The following is a 17,583-nucleotide window of genomic DNA, read 5'->3' as shown; positions in this document are numbered from 1 at the left end:
CGAAAGTTTGTGCCATGACGAACTCAGCAATCGCGGTCCAGGGGCTGCGAAAGGCATACGGGGACAAGGTCGTGCTCGACGGCATCGACCTGACCGTCCCGGCGGGCACGGTGTTCTCCCTGCTCGGCCCGAACGGTGCGGGCAAGACCACCACGGTGAACGTACTGACCACACTGATCAAGGCCGACAGCGGATCGATTCGGGTTGCCGGACATGACCTTTCCACCGAGGCCAAAGCGGTCCGCGGGGCCATCGGGGTCACCGGTCAGTTCGCGGCGGTCGACGAACTGCTCACCGGCCAGGAGAACCTGGAACTGATGGTGGACCTGCACGGCATCGGCGGTAAGGACGGCAAGCGGATCGTCGCGGACCTGCTGGACCGCTTCGAGCTGACCGAGGCCGCCCGCAAACACGCCTCCACCTACTCCGGCGGTATGCGCCGCAAACTCGATCTGGCCATGACCCTGGTCGGCACCCCCAGCGTCATCTTCCTGGACGAGCCCACCACCGGATTGGATCCGCGCAGCCGCCGCACCATGTGGTCCATCATCGGCGATCTGGTCGCCGAGGGCGTGACCATCTTCCTCACCACCCAGTACCTGGAGGAAGCCGATCAGCTCGCCGACCAGGTGGCGGTGCTCGATCAGGGCCGCATCGTCGCGCACGGCACCCCGGACGAACTCAAGCGCCAACTGCCCGGCACCCATGTGCGCCTGCGGTTCGGCGATCCCACCCAACTCGCTTCCGCCGCAACGGTTTTCCCCGAATCCACGGTCGACGAGGAGAACCTGACCCTGCGGGTGCCCAGCGACACCGGCACCAATTCGCTACGGGCACTGCTGGACCGGCTCGATCAGCACCATCTCGCCGCGGCGGAATTCTCCGTGCACACACCCGATCTCGATGACGTTTTCCTCGCCCTGACGGGCCGTACCACGGAGGTGGCAGCGTAATGAGCGCCAAGTCCCCAGCAATTGTCATGTTGCGCCGCAACTTCAAGCACATCGCCCGGAACCCGACCTCGGTGTTCAACGCGGTGCTGATGCCCATCATCATCATGCTGATGTTCGTGTACATGTTCGGCGACGCCTTCAATGTCGGCGTCGACTACATCGACTACGCGACGCCCGGCCTCATCCTGCTCGCCGTCTGCTACGGCCTCGGCGGCACCGCCACCGCGGTGAACTCGGATATGACCAAGGGCATCATCAACCGGTTCAAGGTCATGGACGTCTCCCGCGGCGCGGTGCTGACCGGTCATGTGGTGGCCAGCGTGCTCACCAATATCATTGCCATCGCGGCCCTGATCGGCGTCGCGTTCCTGCTCGGCTTCAACCCGTCCGCGAGTGCCGTGGACTGGCTCGGCGTCGCCGGAATGGTGGTGCTGCTCGGTGTCGCCACCGGCTGGTTCACCGTCGCTCTGGGCCTGTTCGCCAAATCCCCGGAGACGGCGGGCATGGCTTCGGTGCCGCTGGTCATGCTGCCCTTCTTCAGCAGCGCGATCGTCCCCGCCGACAAGATGGGCCCGGGCCTCAAGCAGTTCGCCGAGTACCAGCCCTTCACCCCGATCATCGAAACCATGCGCGGACTGCTCAACGGTTCCCCGGACGGCGGCAAGGCCCTGATCGCCATCGCCTGGTGCGCCGGGATCGCGATCATCGGATACTTCTGGGCCTCGGCCACTTTCACGAAGCGAGCGTGACCGTCACCAATTCCCGCCAGTCGGCCCGCGCGCCCCGCTCCATCGCCTCGGTGAACTTCTTCTCACCGAGGCGATTTCGCGTTTCCGCCGTGATTCGGGCCGCATCGGGCTGGGACAGGTCCGGGAGCCCGCGCACCACCGCACTCGCCGCGAGCAGGCACGTCGCCTGCTCGTATTGCTGTTCGCGCAGTGCGAGATCGGCGATGCCGAGTAGCGCCTGGGCGACCTGGGGCGCGTGCCCGACCTCCAGCGCCGCCGCATAGGCCGCGGCCCGGTGGGTGCGGGCCACCCCGATATCCTCGGCCAGATACCCGAGCAGATCCTGCGTGATCGCGCGCACGATGCCCCGATCGGCGCTCTCGCCCAAAATGGCGGTGGCGATATCCACTTGGCGGTACACCTGCTCCGCGTCACCGCTCCAGCGCGCCAGCTCGGCCTTCGACAATGCCAGATCGGCGAGCACATTCGGCCACGCGACCCGTTGGATGGATCGGTCCGCCTGCGCCATGGCCGCCGCGCTCGCCTCGAAATCACCCAGTAGCCAATACAATTGGGCCTGGCGCGACAGAATCGGCACCGCGTCCTCGCTCGCGCCGATCTCCTGCACCACCGCGACGGCCTGCTCGTAATACGCGCAGGCGGCGGCGAATTCACCGCGCCGGGCAATGTGATTCGCCAGCGTGGTCAGGGCGAACGAAATCCCCCACCGGTCACCGATTTCCCGGAATTCGGCGAGCGCCCGCTCGAGATAGCCGTCGACCTCCCGGCCGTCCTGACCGAACTGGATGCGCAGATTCCCCAGCTGCAATCGCGCCAGGGCCCGCACCCACGGATCCGAATCATCCAGCAGCGCCTCCCATGCGGGCAGGAACGCGTCCGGGGCTTGCAGCATGCGCTCCAGCGGTGCGGCGAATCTCGCTGCCGGATGGCGGATCTCGACCCTGCGGGTGATCTCGTACGCCTTGTGAATCCACTCCTGGGCCTGGTACTGATCGCCCTGCACCCCGGAGCTCAGGAACTGCACGACGAACGAATACACCACGGCCCGAGTCTCATCGGACACCTCGCCGGACAGCTCGATGGCGGCCATGATCAGTTCATTGCCCTCGGCCTTGTATCCGGCCAGCCACCAGTACCAGCCCGCGGCGGCGGCGAGCCGCATGGCCCCGTTCGCCTCCTCGGCCGCGATCGCACCGCGCATGGCGGCGGCGATATTGTCGTGCTCGGCCTCGAGCAGGCGCAGCCAATCCAACTGCTGGGCCCGGCGCAACTGCGGTTCCGCGATCTCGGCGAACGCGGTGAAATACGCGAGATGGTTGCGGCGCAACGAGTCCGACTCACCCGCCTCGGCCAGCCGCTGCTCCGCGTACTCCTTGATGGTGCCGAGCATGCGATAGCGCGGCGCGCTGTCACCGACGGTGACCAACAGCGACTTCTCCGCCAGCGCGGTGAGCAGCTCGTCCACCTCGTACTGTTCGACCAGCGCGTCCGGCGCACCGCCGATATCCGCGCACACCCGTTCGGCGGCCTCCAGGCTGGCCCCGCCCGCGAACACCGAAAGTCGGCGCAGCACAACGCGTTCGGGCTCGCTCAGCAGCTCCCAGCTCCAGTCCACCACCGCGCGCAGCGTCTTGTGCCGGGGCAGCGCGGTGCGACTGCCGCCGGTCAGCAGACGGAAGCGGTCATCGAGCCGATGCGCGAGCTGATCCAGGGTCATGGTGCGCAATCTGGCCGCGGCCAACTCGATGGCCAGCGGCATACCGTCCAGCGCCCGGCACACCCGCGCCAGCGTCGCCAGGGTGTGCGCGTCATCGGCGAGGTCGGTGCGCACCGCGGCCGCGCGATCACGCAAAAGCTGTATGGCCGGGGCGGATTCGATCTCCCCGGGATCGGCGTCCGACTCCGGCAGCGCCAGCGGGGCCACCGGCCACAGCGCCTCACCGGTGATGCCGAGCGGTTCCCGGCTGGTCGCCAGAATCCGCAACCGGCGACATTCGCCCAGCGCCCGATGCGCGAAGATCGCCGCCGACTCGATCACATGCTCGCAATTGTCCAGGATCAGCAGCATCGACCGATCGCGCAGCGCGGCCACGGCCCGATCCATCGCCTCCGCGTCCGGGGCCTCACCGTGCAGCGCGTCGCGCAGCCGCAGTGCGGCCAAAGTCGCCTGTGCCACCTGGTTTCCGCTCACCTGGTCACCGTCCGCGCCGATGGGCGCGAGCTCGACCACCCAGACGCCGTCCTGGAAATCGCCGAGCAGTGTGCGCGCGGTCTCGGTGGACAACCGGGTCTTGCCGGATCCGCCCGGTCCGATCAGCGTGGTGAGCCGATGTTCGCCGATGAGCGTGCGCGCCATCGCGATATCGCCGTCCTTGCCGATATAGGTGGTCAGCTCCTCGCGCAGATTGTGCTTGCGGTTCTCCTCGCGCCGCACGGTCAGCTCACCGCGCAGCAGCGCCATATGCAGGGCCGCCACCTCCGGCGACGGATCGACACCCAGCTCATCGCCCAGGGTTTCGCGCAGCCGTTCGTAGACGCGCAGGGCCTCGGTATCGCGACCGCTCGCCACCAATGCCCGCATCAGCGCCGCGACCAGCCGTTCGCGCATGGGATGCGCGGCAACCGAATCGGTCAGTTCGGTGACCAGGTCAGCGCCGCGGCCGAGCCCGATCTCCGCGTCGAAGCGATCCTCCATGGCGGCCAGGCGCAAACCCTCCAGCCGGGTGACCGCCGCGTCGAACGCCCCGCTCTCCTGTAAACCGATGTCCTGCATGGGCGCACCGCGCCACAGCGCCAGCGCCTCGCGCAGCAGGCGCGGATCGTCATCGCGACGCGCTTGCGCGACAAGGCTTTCGAAGCGCACGGCATCGACGGCGTCTGGGGCCACCGCCAGCCGGTAACCATCCGCCTGACCCTCCACCACACCCTCCGGCAGCACCTTGCGCAACCGGGATACCAAGCGCTGCAATGCGTTCGCGGCATCGGCGGGCGGATTCTCGCCCCAGATCCAGTCGATGAGCGAGGCCTTCGGGACCGCGTGACCCGGTTGCAACGCGAGCGCGATCAACAGCCCGCGCAACCGCGCGCCCGGCACGTCGGCGAGCACGCCGTCGGCCGAACGCACCTCGAATGGTCCAAGTATCCCGATCTGCACCCGGCTGATCCTGCCATGGTCGAGTGACCAGGCCCTCGCGTGTCAGAGCCGTGACAGGGTCATGACAGGCCCCGTGGCGACCGTTGTCCTATGACGCACACGGCTTCCATCCCCTCCGGTCTCCCCATGGACCGCAATGCCGGACCCTTCGCCCCGCCCCGCGAGATCACCGAATTGCGCACTGCCCGCCCGGTCAGTCCGCTGCTCTTCCCGGACGGCCATCACGGCTGGCTGATCACCGGGTACGACGCGGTGCGCCAGGTCATGTCCGATACCCGATTCAGTTCCCGGCAGGACCTCGGCATCGTGCACGTGCCCTACGAGACGCCCGGTATGCCCGCCGCCACCGAACCGTCCCCGCAGACCCCGGGGCTGTTCATCGCCATGGACCCGCCCGACCACACCCGGCTGCGGCGCCTGCTGACCGGGGCGTTCACCGTCAAGCGCATGAAGGAGTTGCAGCAGCACATCATCGACATCACCGAGCGGCAGCTCGACGAGATGGCACGGCTGACCCCGCCGGTGGATCTGGTCAAGGAATTCGCGCTGCCGGTGCCCTCGCTGGTGATCTGCGAACTGCTCGGGGTGCCGTACGCGGATCGCGCCAACTTCCAGGTCAATACGGCACAGTTCCTGATCAAGGATCAGGCGCTCGAGGACAAGATGGCCGCGTACGGCGCGATGACCAGCTACCTGGTCGGACTCGTGGTGGGCAAGCGGGCCGAACCGGGCGAGGACATCCTGTCCGATCTGGCCCGCAACGAGGACCTCGGCATCGACGAGCTGGTCGGCATCGCCTTCCTGCTGCTGCTCGCGGGGCACGAGACCACCGCGAACATGTTGTCGCTGGGCACTTTCGCGCTGCTCGAGCATCCCGACCAGCTCACCGAACTGCGCGAGCACCCGGAGCTGATGCCCGGTGCGGTGGAAGAGCTGTCGCGCTATCTGACCGTGGCCGACATCTTCTACCGCTACGCCACCGAGGACCTCGAGGTCGGCGGCGAGATCATCGAAAAAGGCTCGACCGTCGTCGTCTCGCTGCTCGCCGCCAATCGCGACCCGCGCCGCTTCGAGGACCCCGACACCTTCGACATCCACCGCGAGACCGGCGGCCGCCTGGCCTTCGGCCACGGCATCCACGCCTGCCTCGGCATGCAACTGGCCCGCATCGAAATGCGCGCCGGCTTCGAGGGACTGCTGCGCCGCTTCCCCACCCTCGAACTCGCCATCCCCGCCGACCGGGTGAAACTCCGCACCGATATGAACATCTATGGCGTACACGCGCTTCCGGTCACCTGGACCGAAGCGGCCACGCACACCATCCACATAAGGTCGTGACCAGGCCGGACATCACGTCAGAGCGCTGTCAGCGCGACGACAGAGCCGTGTCAGCCGGGTTGGCGACAGTAGTCATGTGAACAGCACCGCACTCGCCGCCCCCGGCTTCCGGAACGCCTACGGGGACACCGCATTCCTCGACAGCATCGACCGGACCATCGGCGCCTACCCGGTGCTGCGCAACCACCTGCTCGACCGCTTCGGCGGCATCGCCCGCTTCCTGCGCGGCGATCACGCCTTCGCACAACTCATTCGCTTCGCCGTGGTCGGCGGGGCCAGCAATATCGCCTACGTACTGCTGTTCACCGCCACGACCGGGGTGGGACCGCTGGCCGCCAATATCGCCGGCTCGATCGTCAGCACCGTGATCGCCAATGAGCTGCACCGCAGGCTCACCTTCCGCGCCGCGGCCCGGGTCACCTGGTCCACCGCACAGTGGGAGGGCGGCGGGCTGGCCCTGGCCGGGCTGGCGATCAGCACCGCCGCGCTGGCCGCGCTCGGCTACCTCGCCCCCGGCCTCGGCGCACTCGCGCAGGCCGCCGCCATGATCGCGGTCATGGCCGCCATCGGCGGCGCGCGCTTCCTGGCCCTGCGCGGCTTCGTCTTCTGAAATCGGGCACTACCCTGATCGGGTGGCTGTAAGCGGGACATCCTCACGGACCTACGACGGACTGCCGGTGGAGGACCGCCGGGCGGATCGGCGCACCCGATTCCTGACCGCCGGCCTGGCGGTATTCGGCGAGAGCGGTTACCAGAACAGCTCGATCACCATGCTCTGCCGGGCCGCCGGCCTGGCCCGCAGCCAGTTCTACGAGCACTTCACCAACCGCGAGGATCTGCTGCTCGCGGTCTACGACGAGATCCAGGAGGTGGCCCGGCGCGAAGTCGCCGCGGCCATCGCCGCCACCGGCGGCCAGCCGGGGCTCGCACCCACCCGGGCCGCGGTCACCGCCTTCGCCGAATCCGTCGGGCGCGACCCGCATCGCGCCCAGGTGACCTTCGTCGAGGTGGTCGGCGTCAGCGCCGCGGTGGAGGCGCACCGCATCGAACAGCGCGAGAAATGGGTCGACTTCTTCGCCGAGGAAATGCGAAAAACCTTCGGCCCCAGCTTCATTCCGCCCGGCGGCTATCGCGCAGCGGCCACCGGATTCATCGGCGCGCTGATGGCGCTGGTACACCAGTGGAGCACCTCGGTCCCGCGCCCCGAACTCACCGACGCCGTCGCGGTGCTCACCTGCTTCCTGAACAGCCTGGCCGGACCCCGCTAGTTATCCTCCCGATCGCGCCGATCCGCGTGCCGCCCGAAACCTGCCGCGGCACACCGGGAGAATGCACGGCATGACCGAAACCCAGGACTGGAACAGCCAGATCATCGCCGAATTCCGCGCCAACGAGGGCCGAGTCGGCGGACCGTTCGAGGGCGCGCCGATGACGCTGGTGCACAATCGCGGCCGCAAGAGCGGACGCGATCTGGTGAGCCCGATGATGTACCTGGCCGATGAGCAGGACCCCGAACTCATCTACGTGTTCGCCTCCAAGGCCGGAGCCCCCACCAACCCGGACTGGTACTACAACCTCACCACCGCCGGAAAGGGCGAGGTGGAGATCGGAACGCAGACCTACCCGGTGACCGTGACCGAGGTGACCGGCGCGGACCGGGACCGGATCTACGCCGAACAGGCCCGCCGCTACCCCGGATTCGCCGGGTACGAGGAGAAGACCGCGGGCATTCGCGTCATCCCCGTGCTGGCACTGCGCCGCGCCTGATGCCGACGGGGCCGTGCCCGATACCAGCGGGCTTGCGCCCTTTCGTGTCCCGAACCGGCCGCCGCCTCACCCCGCGCGGGTGAGGCGCGCCAGCGGACCCGCACCTACCGTGAAATCGGACCCGGGTGGCGCGCGCGTCGCGGCACCCGCCATTCTCGAAGGGAATGCCGAACAGCTCCTCAGCAGCACACCCAGCTTCACCACACCCGAAAGGCACGGTCATGGCTGAAAAACCGGCAATCGTTCTGGTTCACGGATTCTGGGGCGGGGCCGCCCACTGGGCCAAGGTCATCGTCGAATTACGCCAGCGCGGGTTCGGTGACCTGCACGCGGTGGAGAACCCACTCACCTCGCTCGCCGACGATGCCGAGCGCACCCGCAAGATGGTCGCGCAGATCGACGGTCCGGTACTGCTGGTCGGACATTCCTACGGCGGCGCGGTCATCACCGAAGCCGGAAATTTGCCGAACGTCGCCGGGCTGGTCTACATCGCGGCCTTCGCACCCGATGCGGGCGAGAGCCCCGGGCAGATCAGCGAAGAACTGCCGCCCGCCGCATTCGCCAATCTGGCTCCCGATTCGGACGGCTACCTCTGGGTCAAGCAGGACAAATTCCAGGAGAGCTTCTGCCAGGACCTGTCCGATGACGAAGCCCTCGTCATGGCGGTCACCCAGAAGGCGCCGCTGGCATCGACCTTCGGGGATACCGTCACCGCACCCGCCTGGTCGGTGAAACCCACCTGGTACCAGGTGTCGACCGAGGATCGCATGATCAATCCCGACAATGAGCGCAAGATGGCGGCGCGGATGAAGCCGCGCGCGGTGATCGAGTTGGCGGCGAGCCACGCCTCACTGGCCTCGCAGCCCAAGGCGGTCACCGATCTGATCGCCGAGGCCGCCGCCGATCTCGGCTAGCCGTCGGCCGATTCCGGGCCGAGTGTGAACAAACTCATCGACCAGTTCGCACCGCGAGGTTTGCGGTAACGTTGCGGTTGGCGGTTGTGATGGGTCGGCACTCGGTCCGGAGGCTCGATGACCACCTCACAACAAGAAGAAATCACAATACCCGCAGCACAGTGCGAGCCGGTGACCCGGAGTGAACTCGACACGCGTTTCATCCCGGCGCACCCCAGCAAGGGTGCGCATATCGTGATAGTTCGCGGCCCCGCGGGCAGCGGAAAGACCGTCCTGCTTCAGGATTGGCTCGCGCGGTGCGCACAGCCCGATACCGCGGTCGCGTGGCTGACCATCACCCCCGAACTGGATCGCGATCCCGTACGCCGGGCCGAGGTGGCCGCCGCGCTGTCCGATGCGCTCGGAATGCCTGCGCCCCATGCTGATTCGGGAGAGATCCGCGAGCGGGCCGATACCACCGTGCGATACGCGACCCGACTCACCACCGCTCTGACGGCGCGGACGAACCCGGCAGTGCTGGTGATCGACGATGCGCATCTGCTGTCCGACCCCGATCTGCTCGCCGCCCTGGAACATCTGATCCGGCACGCGCCGCCGACCACGACGGTGGTGATCTCCGGCCGCTGCGATCCGCCACTGCGCTGGCATACGCTCAACACCCACGATCGGCTGAGCAGAATCGACGCCGACGAGCTGAACCTCACCGAAACCCAAGTGGCGCAACTGTTCCGGCAGCATCACTGTGAGCTCGAACCAGCCGTGCTGAATCGCGTCATGGAACTGACCCGGGGCTGGGCCGCGCTGACCCGAATCGCGGCCATCGCGCTCACGAGCGCCGGTCACGATCAACCCGCCGCCCTCGCCGAACTGGCGCGACCCGCCCAACCGGTGGCGGACTTCCTGATTCGGGAGACGCTGTCCGGCCTCGAACCGGCCGATCTCGAATTCCTCATGCGCACAAGCACTCCCGCACGCTTCACCGAGGAACTCGCCGACGCGCTCTACGGTGCGCGCACCCACGAACTACTCGACGCGCTCCCCCGGGCCGGGGTGCCGATCACCCGCGCGTCGGCCGCGGGCGAACTGTGGTTCGAATACCCGCCGCTGCTGCGCGCCCACCTGGAGTCGGAAGTGCACCGGCGCAACGCATCCGAGGTATCGGAACTGCACGCTGTCGAACAGGACTACCGGCGGCGCTTCCTGCGTGAACGCGGCGTCGCCCTGGTGCTGGACGGGCGCGGCGCGGAACTGTTCGGGGAGTTCGCCGAACCCGGTTCCGCGCTCGCCGGTGACCCGTTCATCTGGCGCCTGCGGGCGGTGGACGCACTGACCTGCGGCGCGGACAGCGCGGATCTGACCTATCTCGATTTCCTGAGCGCCCAACGACATTCGGAATCCGACTGCGTCCCGGCAACCTGGCTGGCGGCCCTCGATTTCGCCATCGCCGCCGATACCGCCGTCACCACCGGCTCCGGCGTCACCGAACTCGACCCGCTCGACGCCTTCGCCGCCACCGGCAACAGCGATATCGACTGCTACGTCTACGTGCAGTACGGGACCGCCATGCTGCTGCGCGGACGCTTCGAACAGGCAGCGGCGCTGTTGAAGTCGGCCATCACCATCTCCGAGCATTTCGCGCGCCCGCGCCTGACGCTGCGGGCGATGGCCCGGCTCGCGGTCACCGTCGGCTACCAGGGGTCGATCACGGCCATGTGGACCGTCGCCGAGCAGGCCGTCGAATTCGCCAGGCGCAACGACATTCTCGATTCACCGGACGCGCGCCGCGCACTGACCGCCGCCGGGATGGCGCACGTCGTCCAGGGCGATGTCTGGGATCAGCGCATCGTCGGCGATCTCGCCGGGGCGGCCGGGGTACCGGCCCCGCCGGGGCTGCCGGTCGACGCCTTGCCCACCGAGATCGACTGGCGGCTGCTGGTATGCGTCGCGGCGACCGGAGAGCACGCGGCGGTGCGGGCGCTGCGTTCCGGCCTGTCCGATCTGCTGCGGCGCGGTCCGCAACCCGCCATCGGCGCGGCACTGCTGCTGGTGGCAACGGTCGGACAGTTGATGCGCCTGCGCGAAATACGCGCCGCCGAGGAACTGCTGGCGACCGCGCGACCGGCGCTGGGCCGGACGGCGGAGTTCATCGTGGCGCAGGCCTTGATCGCGACCGCCGCGCACAAGTCCCGTTCCGCCCGGGCCATGCTGGAACCGGTACTGCGGCAATCCGATTCGATGCATCCGCTGACCGCGGTCACCGGCTGGCTGCTCTACGCCGAGGCCCAGCATCGGCTGCGGGTGCCCGCCAAGACCGTCGCGGCGCTGGAGGCCGCACTGCGGATCTCCGCGCCCGAACGGCTCATCCGCCCCTGGCTCAATCGCCCGCTGGCGGTCGAACTGCTCGATATCCACCTGGGGCAGTTCGGACGCGGCGATGCCTTCGCAGAAGTGGTGCGACAGCATCCCGCGACCGTGCGGCAGTATCCGGCGCCGAACCTCACCGAAGCGGAATGGCTTGTGCTCAAACATCTTCCGTCGGGGCGCACCGGAAATCAGATCGCGGCGGACCTCGGGGTGTCGATCAATACCGTGAAAACGCATCTGCGCGGGGTGTACCTCAAACTCGGCGCGAACAGCCGAGGTCAGGCCGTCACGCGCGCCCGCACCATCGGATTGCTGTGAGACGGGCAGCGGACGGCCCGCCCGGGTGGCGGTCGTGATCGGTCATCGACTTGTCGGGCGGCCGTCCGCTGTAGCCCCATCCTGCATGGCCCCGGCTCCGGCGGCGAGAGGGTGACCTATGCGATGACCGATACGCCGACCTGCGCTTCGCCCCGTCGATTCACACCATTGGGGTGAGGCGCGCGGACCCGATCCGGCGGCATAGTCGGCATCGTCAATTCAGGTCATTCACACAGTGAGGTGCGCAATGAGGTGCTCGATATCGATGATCGGCGACCTGTTCCGGCACGGAGGCTCGCTATGAGCCGCGCCGTGTGGGGCGACGGGATGGGCCGCCGATCGCTGCTCATCGGCGCGGGCGCGCTGGCGGTGACCACGCTCGGGCTCGCGGCCTGTGGCAAATCCGAATCATCCTCGGGGACAACGGCGTCCAAGGCGAACGAGGACGATGCCGCCGGCGCGGCCGATGCCTACGTATTCGGCTATCCGCTGGTAATCATGGATGTCACCCGGGAGACCAGTGCCCCCGCCAACCGCTTCGAGAACTCGCGCACGCTGCCGGACGCCGCGAACCGGTCACTGGTGCGCCCGAATCAGGACACCCTCTACTCCAAGGCCTGGCTGGATCTGCGCGCCGAACCGGTCGTGGTGCAGGTGCCGGCGATGGAAGCCGGTCGCTACTGGCTCATGCAGGTCATGGACATGTGGACCAATGTGGCCCAGAACCCGAGCAGTGTGCGCCCGCAGGTGACATCCGGTGCGGCCACCGGGCCGTTCACCTATGTCTTCACCCCGCCCGGCTGGACCGGGACGCTGCCACCCGAACTCACTCGGATGGCCCTGCCCACCCCGCAGGCCTGGATGCTCGGCCGCATCGAGGTCAACGGCGCGGCCGATCTACCCGCCGTGCACGCGGTCCAGGATCAGCTGAAAATCGCACCGCTGAGCGCATGGCTGCGCGATCCGGGCAGCAGCAATCCGACTGCCGAAGCACCGGCCCCCGCCGATCCCGTCGACATCGTCGCCAAAATGGACGGCCGCACCTACTTCGACCGCATGAACGCGCTGATGGCCATCGACGCCCCCGCTGCGGCGGACGCTCCGGCACTACAGCGGTTCGCCACCATCGGCATAGCCCCCGGCGGCACCGCGGACAAGCTCTCGGCCGCCCAACTGAACGCCGCCGTCACCACCGGGCAGCAGCGCGTCACCGACTACCACGACGCGTCCACCACCACCATCAAGGACTGGAACTTCCCCGGTGTCGCGGGCCGCTACGGCACCAACTACGACCAGCGCGCCTACGTGGCCCGCATGGGCCTGGGCGGCAACGTCCCCGAAGACGCCATCTACCCCACCTACTACGGCACCGCCGACGGCGCGCACTCCACCTTCCACATCCACTTCGCCCCCGGCCAACTCCCCCCGGTGGACGCCTTCTGGTCCATCACCGCCTACGCCGCCGACGGCTTCCTCATCCCCAACCCGGCCGGCGTCTACTCGGTAGGCCACCAAACCCCCGTAACCCAGAACCCCGACGGCAGCGTCGACATCATCGTCCAAAATGCCCAACCCACACCCGAATTGGCCCCCGCCAACTGGCTCCCCATCCCCCAAACCGGCAAATTCACCCTCACCCTGCGCCTCTACGCCCCCAAACCCACCGCCATAGACCACACCTGGCAACCCCCCACCGTCACCTCGGGATAGCCGTCAAGGGTTGGGCAGCTTGTAATTCAACAACACCAATTCCGTTGCGTCCCTGCGACATTCCATCGGTTGATCCGACCGTGCCGTCGTTTGCCCAACCCCGGACTCGACAACCACACAGTTCCATCCGGCGGCGGTCGTGAACTCCACGTCGAACACCCGTACCTGCGTGTACGCCTCCGAGAACGCCGCGACCGCCGCCCCACAGGTGAGAGACCCACGAACCACCGCCGCCTTGTAATCGACCTTGTAGACCATCAGCGAAGGAAAAGCGGCCAGCCCATCCGGATGGAAGAACCCGCAATCCTGCCCCGCGCCGACCACCACATCCGGATCCTTGGCAGGCGGTATCTTCGCCAACTCCAGATCGCAACCCGTTGTGGGACAAGACTCATGGAAGAATCCGAATGAATACGCACCGAGCACCACGCCACCGGCCAGCACCACCCCGATAGCCGAGATCACGAGTGCGACAGCCCGTTTCATCATTTCCCCCACCCGTCACCGAATCGAATCATCGCCCGGCGACTCAGAAGGATCCGGCCGTCGCGAAGGAGGCAATGCCACCGTGGTCGATCGCCTGCGTGAGATTGACCCATTTCGAACCGGGCACATCGGATACCGCCGGAACGTCCCAATCACCCTTGTTGCCATGCGATCTGTTGTGTCCCCACGGGTTGTTCACCAGCCCCCAGACCGTGCCGTCCGGATCCTTATGCATGCTCATTACCTCATAGACATGAGCACTGACCAGGCCATCCCGGTGCGGATCCAATCCGAGCGGTGTCATGGATTTCCATGTTGCCATCACCACGGGCGTACCGCTGTTGACCAAGCCCATCGTCTTCGTCAGATCCGAGCCCGCGTTGGGAAAGAGCAGCGTGTCCGAATGACCGGTCAACGCCTGCAACCCGGTCCCCGGGAGCCCGGTCTCATCCAGGCTGTCGATACCGAATTGAATGGGGTTGCCGGGAGCGCCGCCCTCGATGCGGGCCTGCGCCGCCTCGAGCACCACCGGCCACAGCACTTCCTGGTCCGGGTGATGGTTCAGCAGGGCCTGCACATCAGCGGAAGAGACCTTCACGTCCCGTTTACTGCCCGATTTGTCGTACAGATTGACCACGTAGCCACCGTCCTTGCCGGGGTGAATCATATTGCTGATCAGGCCCCCCGACATATCTGCGACCGCGGCCTCGGCACCGACGAAATAGCAGTCGTTGATGTCGTCCTGCACGACATCGCGACCGTGCGGCTTACCATCCAGGCCGTACATCGCCAGCTCCGATGCGTTCTTCGGCGTTTTGGTCTGCACGGGTCCGGGATTCGGGGCACCGACCCATGGCAATGCGAGCGACCCGAGGGCGTGCGCCGCGCCCGCCCGACTCGCGCCGACGACGTCGAATCCCTGATCCCGGGCGGGGTGCGGGGCAAAGGCTCCGAGCAGGCCATTCATCATGGCCGGGAAATCGAGGTGCGGAACCGTGGGCACGGGTGCGGCAAGTGGCGCGGCTCCCCAGGATCGGAACATATCCGGCATGCGCACAACCTTTCGAGACTCACGTAAATCACTGCGGCACATGCTATGTCGCACAGAAATACCTATCCCGAAAAATGACCAACGCTCGCCCCGGAATTCGAGGCGAGCGTTGTCATTCGCTGCGATCTGAACGAAAGTCGTTCGGCGCGTTGGGTGCTCAGGGGGTGGTGGACTCCGGCTTGGGGGCGTCCTGGTCCTGCTTGGTGATGCCCCGCTCGGTGCCTTCGTCCGCTTCCTGGTCCGGTTCCGGGTGTTCCGGGGAGAAGGTGGCGGGGAGGTTCTTCAGGTGGCGGTTCATGCTCACCACGAGCAGGACCGTGCCGACCAGCAGCACCAGCACGATCACCAGGCCCAGGGGGGACGCCTTACCGAATTCGGGTCCGGTGGGGGCGTTCTGGGCCTGGGCGAGCAGGGTGAGCATCATCGGGTGGCGTCCTCGGTGTGGGCAGTCTCGGTGTCGGCAGCGTCTTCGGTGTCGGCATCGTCGATACCCGCGAACAGGTCGGTCTCCGGGATGGCGGTGCGCACCCGGGTCTTCGCGAGCTCGAATTCCTCTGTGGGCCAGAGCTTCTGCTGTAGATCGACCGGGATGGCGAAGAACGCGCCATTGGGGTCGATCTGGGTGGCGTGCGCGCGCAGCGCGTCATCGCGCTGCGGGAAGTACTTGGCGCATTCGATCTGGGTGGTGACCCGGCCCATGATGTCGCCGCGATCGCGGGCGTAGCCGCGCATGCGATCCATCCACTCCTGCATGGGGAACGGCTCACCGCGGCGCTCGTACTCGTCCGCGAAGATCTCCAGGCGAGCCAGGCTGAAACCGTGGTTGTAGTACAGCTTCAACGGCGTCCAGGGCTCGCCCGCGTCGGGGAAGCGCTCCGGATCGCCCGCCGCCTCGAACGCGGCGACCGAAACCTGGTGGCACATAATGTGATCCGGGTGCGGATAGCCACCCATCTCATCGTAGGTCGTCATGACGTGCGGCTTGAATTTCCGCACCACGCGCACCAGCGCCTCGGTGGCCTCCTCCAGGGGCACCAGCGCGAAGCTGCCCTCGGGCAGCGGCGGTAGCGGATCCCCTTCCGGCAGACCGGAATCCACGAATCCCAGCCACAGCTGCTCGACGCCGAGCACGGCCGCGGCGGCGGCCATCTCCTGGCGGCGGACCTCGGAGATGTTCTCCTTGATACCGGGCGTATCCATGGCCGGGTTGAGGATGTCACCGCGTTCGCCACCGGTCAGGGTGACGACCAGGACGTCATTGCCTTCGGCGGCATAGCGCGCGGTCGTCGCCGCACCCTTGCTGGATTCGTCGTCGGGGTGCGCGTGTACCGCCATGAGGCGAAGACCACTCACTTCTCGTTCACCTCACCGATCACTGTTTCACCTCATTGCTCTCCGCCAGATCCAGGCAGGGGGTGGCCGATCTCCATTCCCTATAGTTCCATCCGACCATCAATTGTTCCGACCTACCCCCCGGGAGCGTCCAGTCATGAGCGAAAGACCGGTCGGCCGGTACGGGGCAGCGCGGCGTCAGACCCCCCGCTGGGTCATGATCGCGATCAGCGCGGTGGTCCTCATCGCGGGTCTGGGCGTCGCCTACGTGGGCTACAAGCAGTACGGACCCAAGGACATCGAACCGGATCGCCTCGGCTACACCGTCGTCGACGACACCACCGTGAGCGTGGATTTCAAGGTGACCCGCAAGGATCCGGGCAAACCGGTCGTTTGCATTGTCCGCGCCATGACCGCCGACAGCGAAGAGGTCGGCCGCCGCGAAGTCCTCGTCCCTGCCTCCGACAGCGGCACGGTCCGGCTGCAGACCACCCTGAAAACGACCGCTCGGGCCGGCGCGGGTAATGTCTACGCCTGCACCGATGACGTACCGGCGTATCTGCGCGCCGGGTGAAAAGTCCGGTACTCAACGCGCTTTGACGCCTCTACCTGCATCTTTGCGATTCGTGCTAAAATAACGCAACACACGGTTCCGGGGTTCGGAGCCGTGTTTGCTGCATTGACGGCCGGCGCTGTCGGGAACCTCCCCCAGGATGGCTCTGGCTGTCCGCTGTTGTCATGCCTGCCCCCGGGCCGGTTTCGACAACGGATATCAGGGAAATCCCGGCATGCGCCGGGGACAACTACTAGGGAGTGATCGAGATGACTGAGACGAACGTGACCTGGCTGACCCCGGAGTCGCACGAGAGGCTCACGAGCGAACTCGGCTTGCTCATTGCCAACCGTCCGGTCATCGCGGCCGAAATCAATGAGCGCCGTGAAGAGGGCGACCTCAAGGAAAACGGCGGCTACCACGCGGCACGAGAAGAGCAGGGCCAGCAGGAAGCCCGCATTCGCCAGCTACAGGAGCTGCTGAACAACGCGAAGGTCGGCGTCGCCCCGACCAAATCCGGTGTCGCCCTCCCCGGATCCGTCGTCAAGGTCTATTACGACGGCGATGAGAGCGATACCGAAACCTTCCTCATCGCCACCCGCGAAGAGGGACTCGGCAATGCCGACCTGGAGACCTACTCCCCCGCCTCCCCGCTCGGCGGCGCCCTCATCAACGCGAAGGTCGGCGAGACCCGCGAATACACCCTGCCCAACGGCAACACCATGAAGGTGACCTTGGTCAGCGCGGAGCCGTACCACAGCTGAGAGCTGTAGCACTTTCGCGGCCCCCGGTCCTGAACGGACCGGGGGCCACAGTGTTCGAAGCAGGAAAGTCGAAGCAGTAAAAGACGAAGCGCCGCACCGGATTCCGGTGCGGCGCTTCGTTTTTGGTTGT

16 protein-coding genes are annotated in these 17,583 nt (G+C 67.0%); 11 read left to right on the top strand and 5 right to left on the bottom strand.

Annotation, left to right across the window (positions count from 1 at the left end; translation table 11 throughout):
* The first annotated feature begins 14 nt into the window (after window positions 1–14).
* Entirely contained in the window at window positions 15–953 is a 939-nt protein-coding gene (locus tag ACFVUS_RS33450) for an ATP-binding cassette domain-containing protein (RefSeq protein WP_387775820.1), read from the top strand.
* A complete protein-coding gene (locus tag ACFVUS_RS33445) occupies window positions 953–1,702 on the top strand; it encodes an ABC transporter permease (RefSeq protein ID WP_364640311.1) in 750 nt (249 codons plus the stop codon). Before ACFVUS_RS33450 ends, ACFVUS_RS33445 begins: the two co-directional genes overlap by 1 nt.
* Here ACFVUS_RS33445 and ACFVUS_RS33440 read toward each other — a convergent pair.
* Window positions 1,686–4,856 carry a BTAD domain-containing putative transcriptional regulator gene (locus ACFVUS_RS33440; RefSeq protein ID WP_387775816.1) on the bottom strand — a complete coding sequence of 1,057 codons (3,171 nt, stop codon included), beginning with the start codon at window positions 4,854–4,856 and terminating at the stop codon, window positions 1,686–1,688. The genes ACFVUS_RS33445 and ACFVUS_RS33440 overlap by 17 nt on opposite strands.
* Window positions 4,857–4,946: 90 nt before the next feature.
* Here ACFVUS_RS33440 and ACFVUS_RS33435 point away from each other — a divergent pair, with 90 nt between their 5' ends.
* From ACFVUS_RS33435 to ACFVUS_RS33405, 7 genes are all read left to right on the top strand, one after another.
* Complete coding sequence (locus tag ACFVUS_RS33435) at window positions 4,947–6,194, top strand: cytochrome P450 (protein WP_387775813.1); 1,248 nt, start codon at window positions 4,947–4,949, stop codon at window positions 6,192–6,194.
* 157 nt (window positions 6,195–6,351) lie between these two features.
* Window positions 6,352–6,804 (top strand): GtrA family protein, encoded by a 453-nt coding sequence (locus ACFVUS_RS33430; RefSeq protein WP_387778435.1) that lies wholly within the window; start codon window positions 6,352–6,354, stop codon window positions 6,802–6,804.
* Window positions 6,805–6,826: 22 nt separating this feature from the next.
* A complete protein-coding gene (locus ACFVUS_RS33425) occupies window positions 6,827–7,462 on the top strand; it encodes a TetR/AcrR family transcriptional regulator (RefSeq protein ID WP_387775810.1) in 636 nt (211 codons plus the stop codon).
* A 70-nt stretch (window positions 7,463–7,532) separates the two neighbouring features.
* Window positions 7,533–7,961: a nitroreductase/quinone reductase family protein gene (locus ACFVUS_RS33420; protein WP_387775807.1), complete on the top strand. Its 429-nt coding sequence runs from the start codon at window positions 7,533–7,535 to the stop codon at window positions 7,959–7,961.
* A gap of 221 nt (window positions 7,962–8,182) precedes the next feature.
* Entirely contained in the window at window positions 8,183–8,875 is a 693-nt protein-coding gene (locus ACFVUS_RS33415) for an alpha/beta hydrolase (protein ID WP_387775804.1), read from the top strand.
* A gap of 171 nt (window positions 8,876–9,046) precedes the next feature.
* Window positions 9,047–11,557 (top strand): LuxR C-terminal-related transcriptional regulator, encoded by a 2,511-nt coding sequence (locus ACFVUS_RS33410; protein ID WP_387775801.1) that lies wholly within the window; start codon window positions 9,047–9,049, stop codon window positions 11,555–11,557.
* A 300-nt stretch (window positions 11,558–11,857) separates the two neighbouring features.
* The gene (locus tag ACFVUS_RS33405; RefSeq protein ID WP_387775798.1) at window positions 11,858–13,267 is read left to right on the top strand and encodes a DUF1254 domain-containing protein; all 1,410 of its coding nucleotides are present in this window, start codon (window positions 11,858–11,860) and stop codon (window positions 13,265–13,267) included.
* 3 nt (window positions 13,268–13,270) lie between these two features.
* Here ACFVUS_RS33405 and ACFVUS_RS33400 read toward each other — a convergent pair whose 3' ends face one another.
* The 4 genes from ACFVUS_RS33400 to mca all read right to left on the bottom strand — a co-directional run bounded on the left by ACFVUS_RS33400 (window position 13,271) and on the right by mca (window position 16,139).
* Window positions 13,271–13,714, bottom strand: coding sequence for a hypothetical protein (locus ACFVUS_RS33400; protein WP_387775795.1), 444 nt, complete (start codon window positions 13,712–13,714; stop codon window positions 13,271–13,273).
* 82 nt (window positions 13,715–13,796) lie between these two features.
* The gene (locus ACFVUS_RS33395; RefSeq protein ID WP_387775792.1) at window positions 13,797–14,804 is read right to left on the bottom strand and encodes a C2 family cysteine protease; all 1,008 of its coding nucleotides are present in this window, start codon (window positions 14,802–14,804) and stop codon (window positions 13,797–13,799) included.
* 157 nt (window positions 14,805–14,961) lie between these two features.
* On the bottom strand, window positions 14,962–15,228 hold the full coding sequence (locus ACFVUS_RS33390; RefSeq protein WP_387775789.1) for a hypothetical protein: 267 nt from the start codon (window positions 15,226–15,228) through the stop codon (window positions 14,962–14,964).
* Window positions 15,225–16,139 carry a mycothiol conjugate amidase Mca gene (gene mca / locus ACFVUS_RS33385; RefSeq protein WP_364640539.1) on the bottom strand — a complete coding sequence of 305 codons (915 nt, stop codon included), beginning with the start codon at window positions 16,137–16,139 and terminating at the stop codon, window positions 15,225–15,227. Before mca ends, ACFVUS_RS33390 begins: the two co-directional genes overlap by 4 nt.
* Window positions 16,140–16,293: 154 nt before the next feature.
* Between mca and ACFVUS_RS33380 the strand changes: the two genes are divergently transcribed.
* Complete coding sequence (locus ACFVUS_RS33380) at window positions 16,294–16,710, top strand: DUF4307 domain-containing protein (protein ID WP_387775786.1); 417 nt, start codon at window positions 16,294–16,296, stop codon at window positions 16,708–16,710.
* 248 nt (window positions 16,711–16,958) lie between these two features.
* Window positions 16,959–17,453, top strand: coding sequence for a transcription elongation factor GreA (gene greA / locus ACFVUS_RS33375; protein WP_387775783.1), 495 nt, complete (start codon window positions 16,959–16,961; stop codon window positions 17,451–17,453).
* The last annotated feature ends 130 nt before the right edge of the window (window positions 17,454–17,583 follow it).

Origin of the sequence: Nocardia sp. NPDC058058 (assembly GCF_042885355.1) — a bacterium.
GTDB lineage: Bacteria > Actinomycetota > Actinomycetes > Mycobacteriales > Mycobacteriaceae > Nocardia.
Note: the sequence above shows the minus strand (reverse complement) of the source record. Positions and strands in the feature narration are given on the sequence as shown.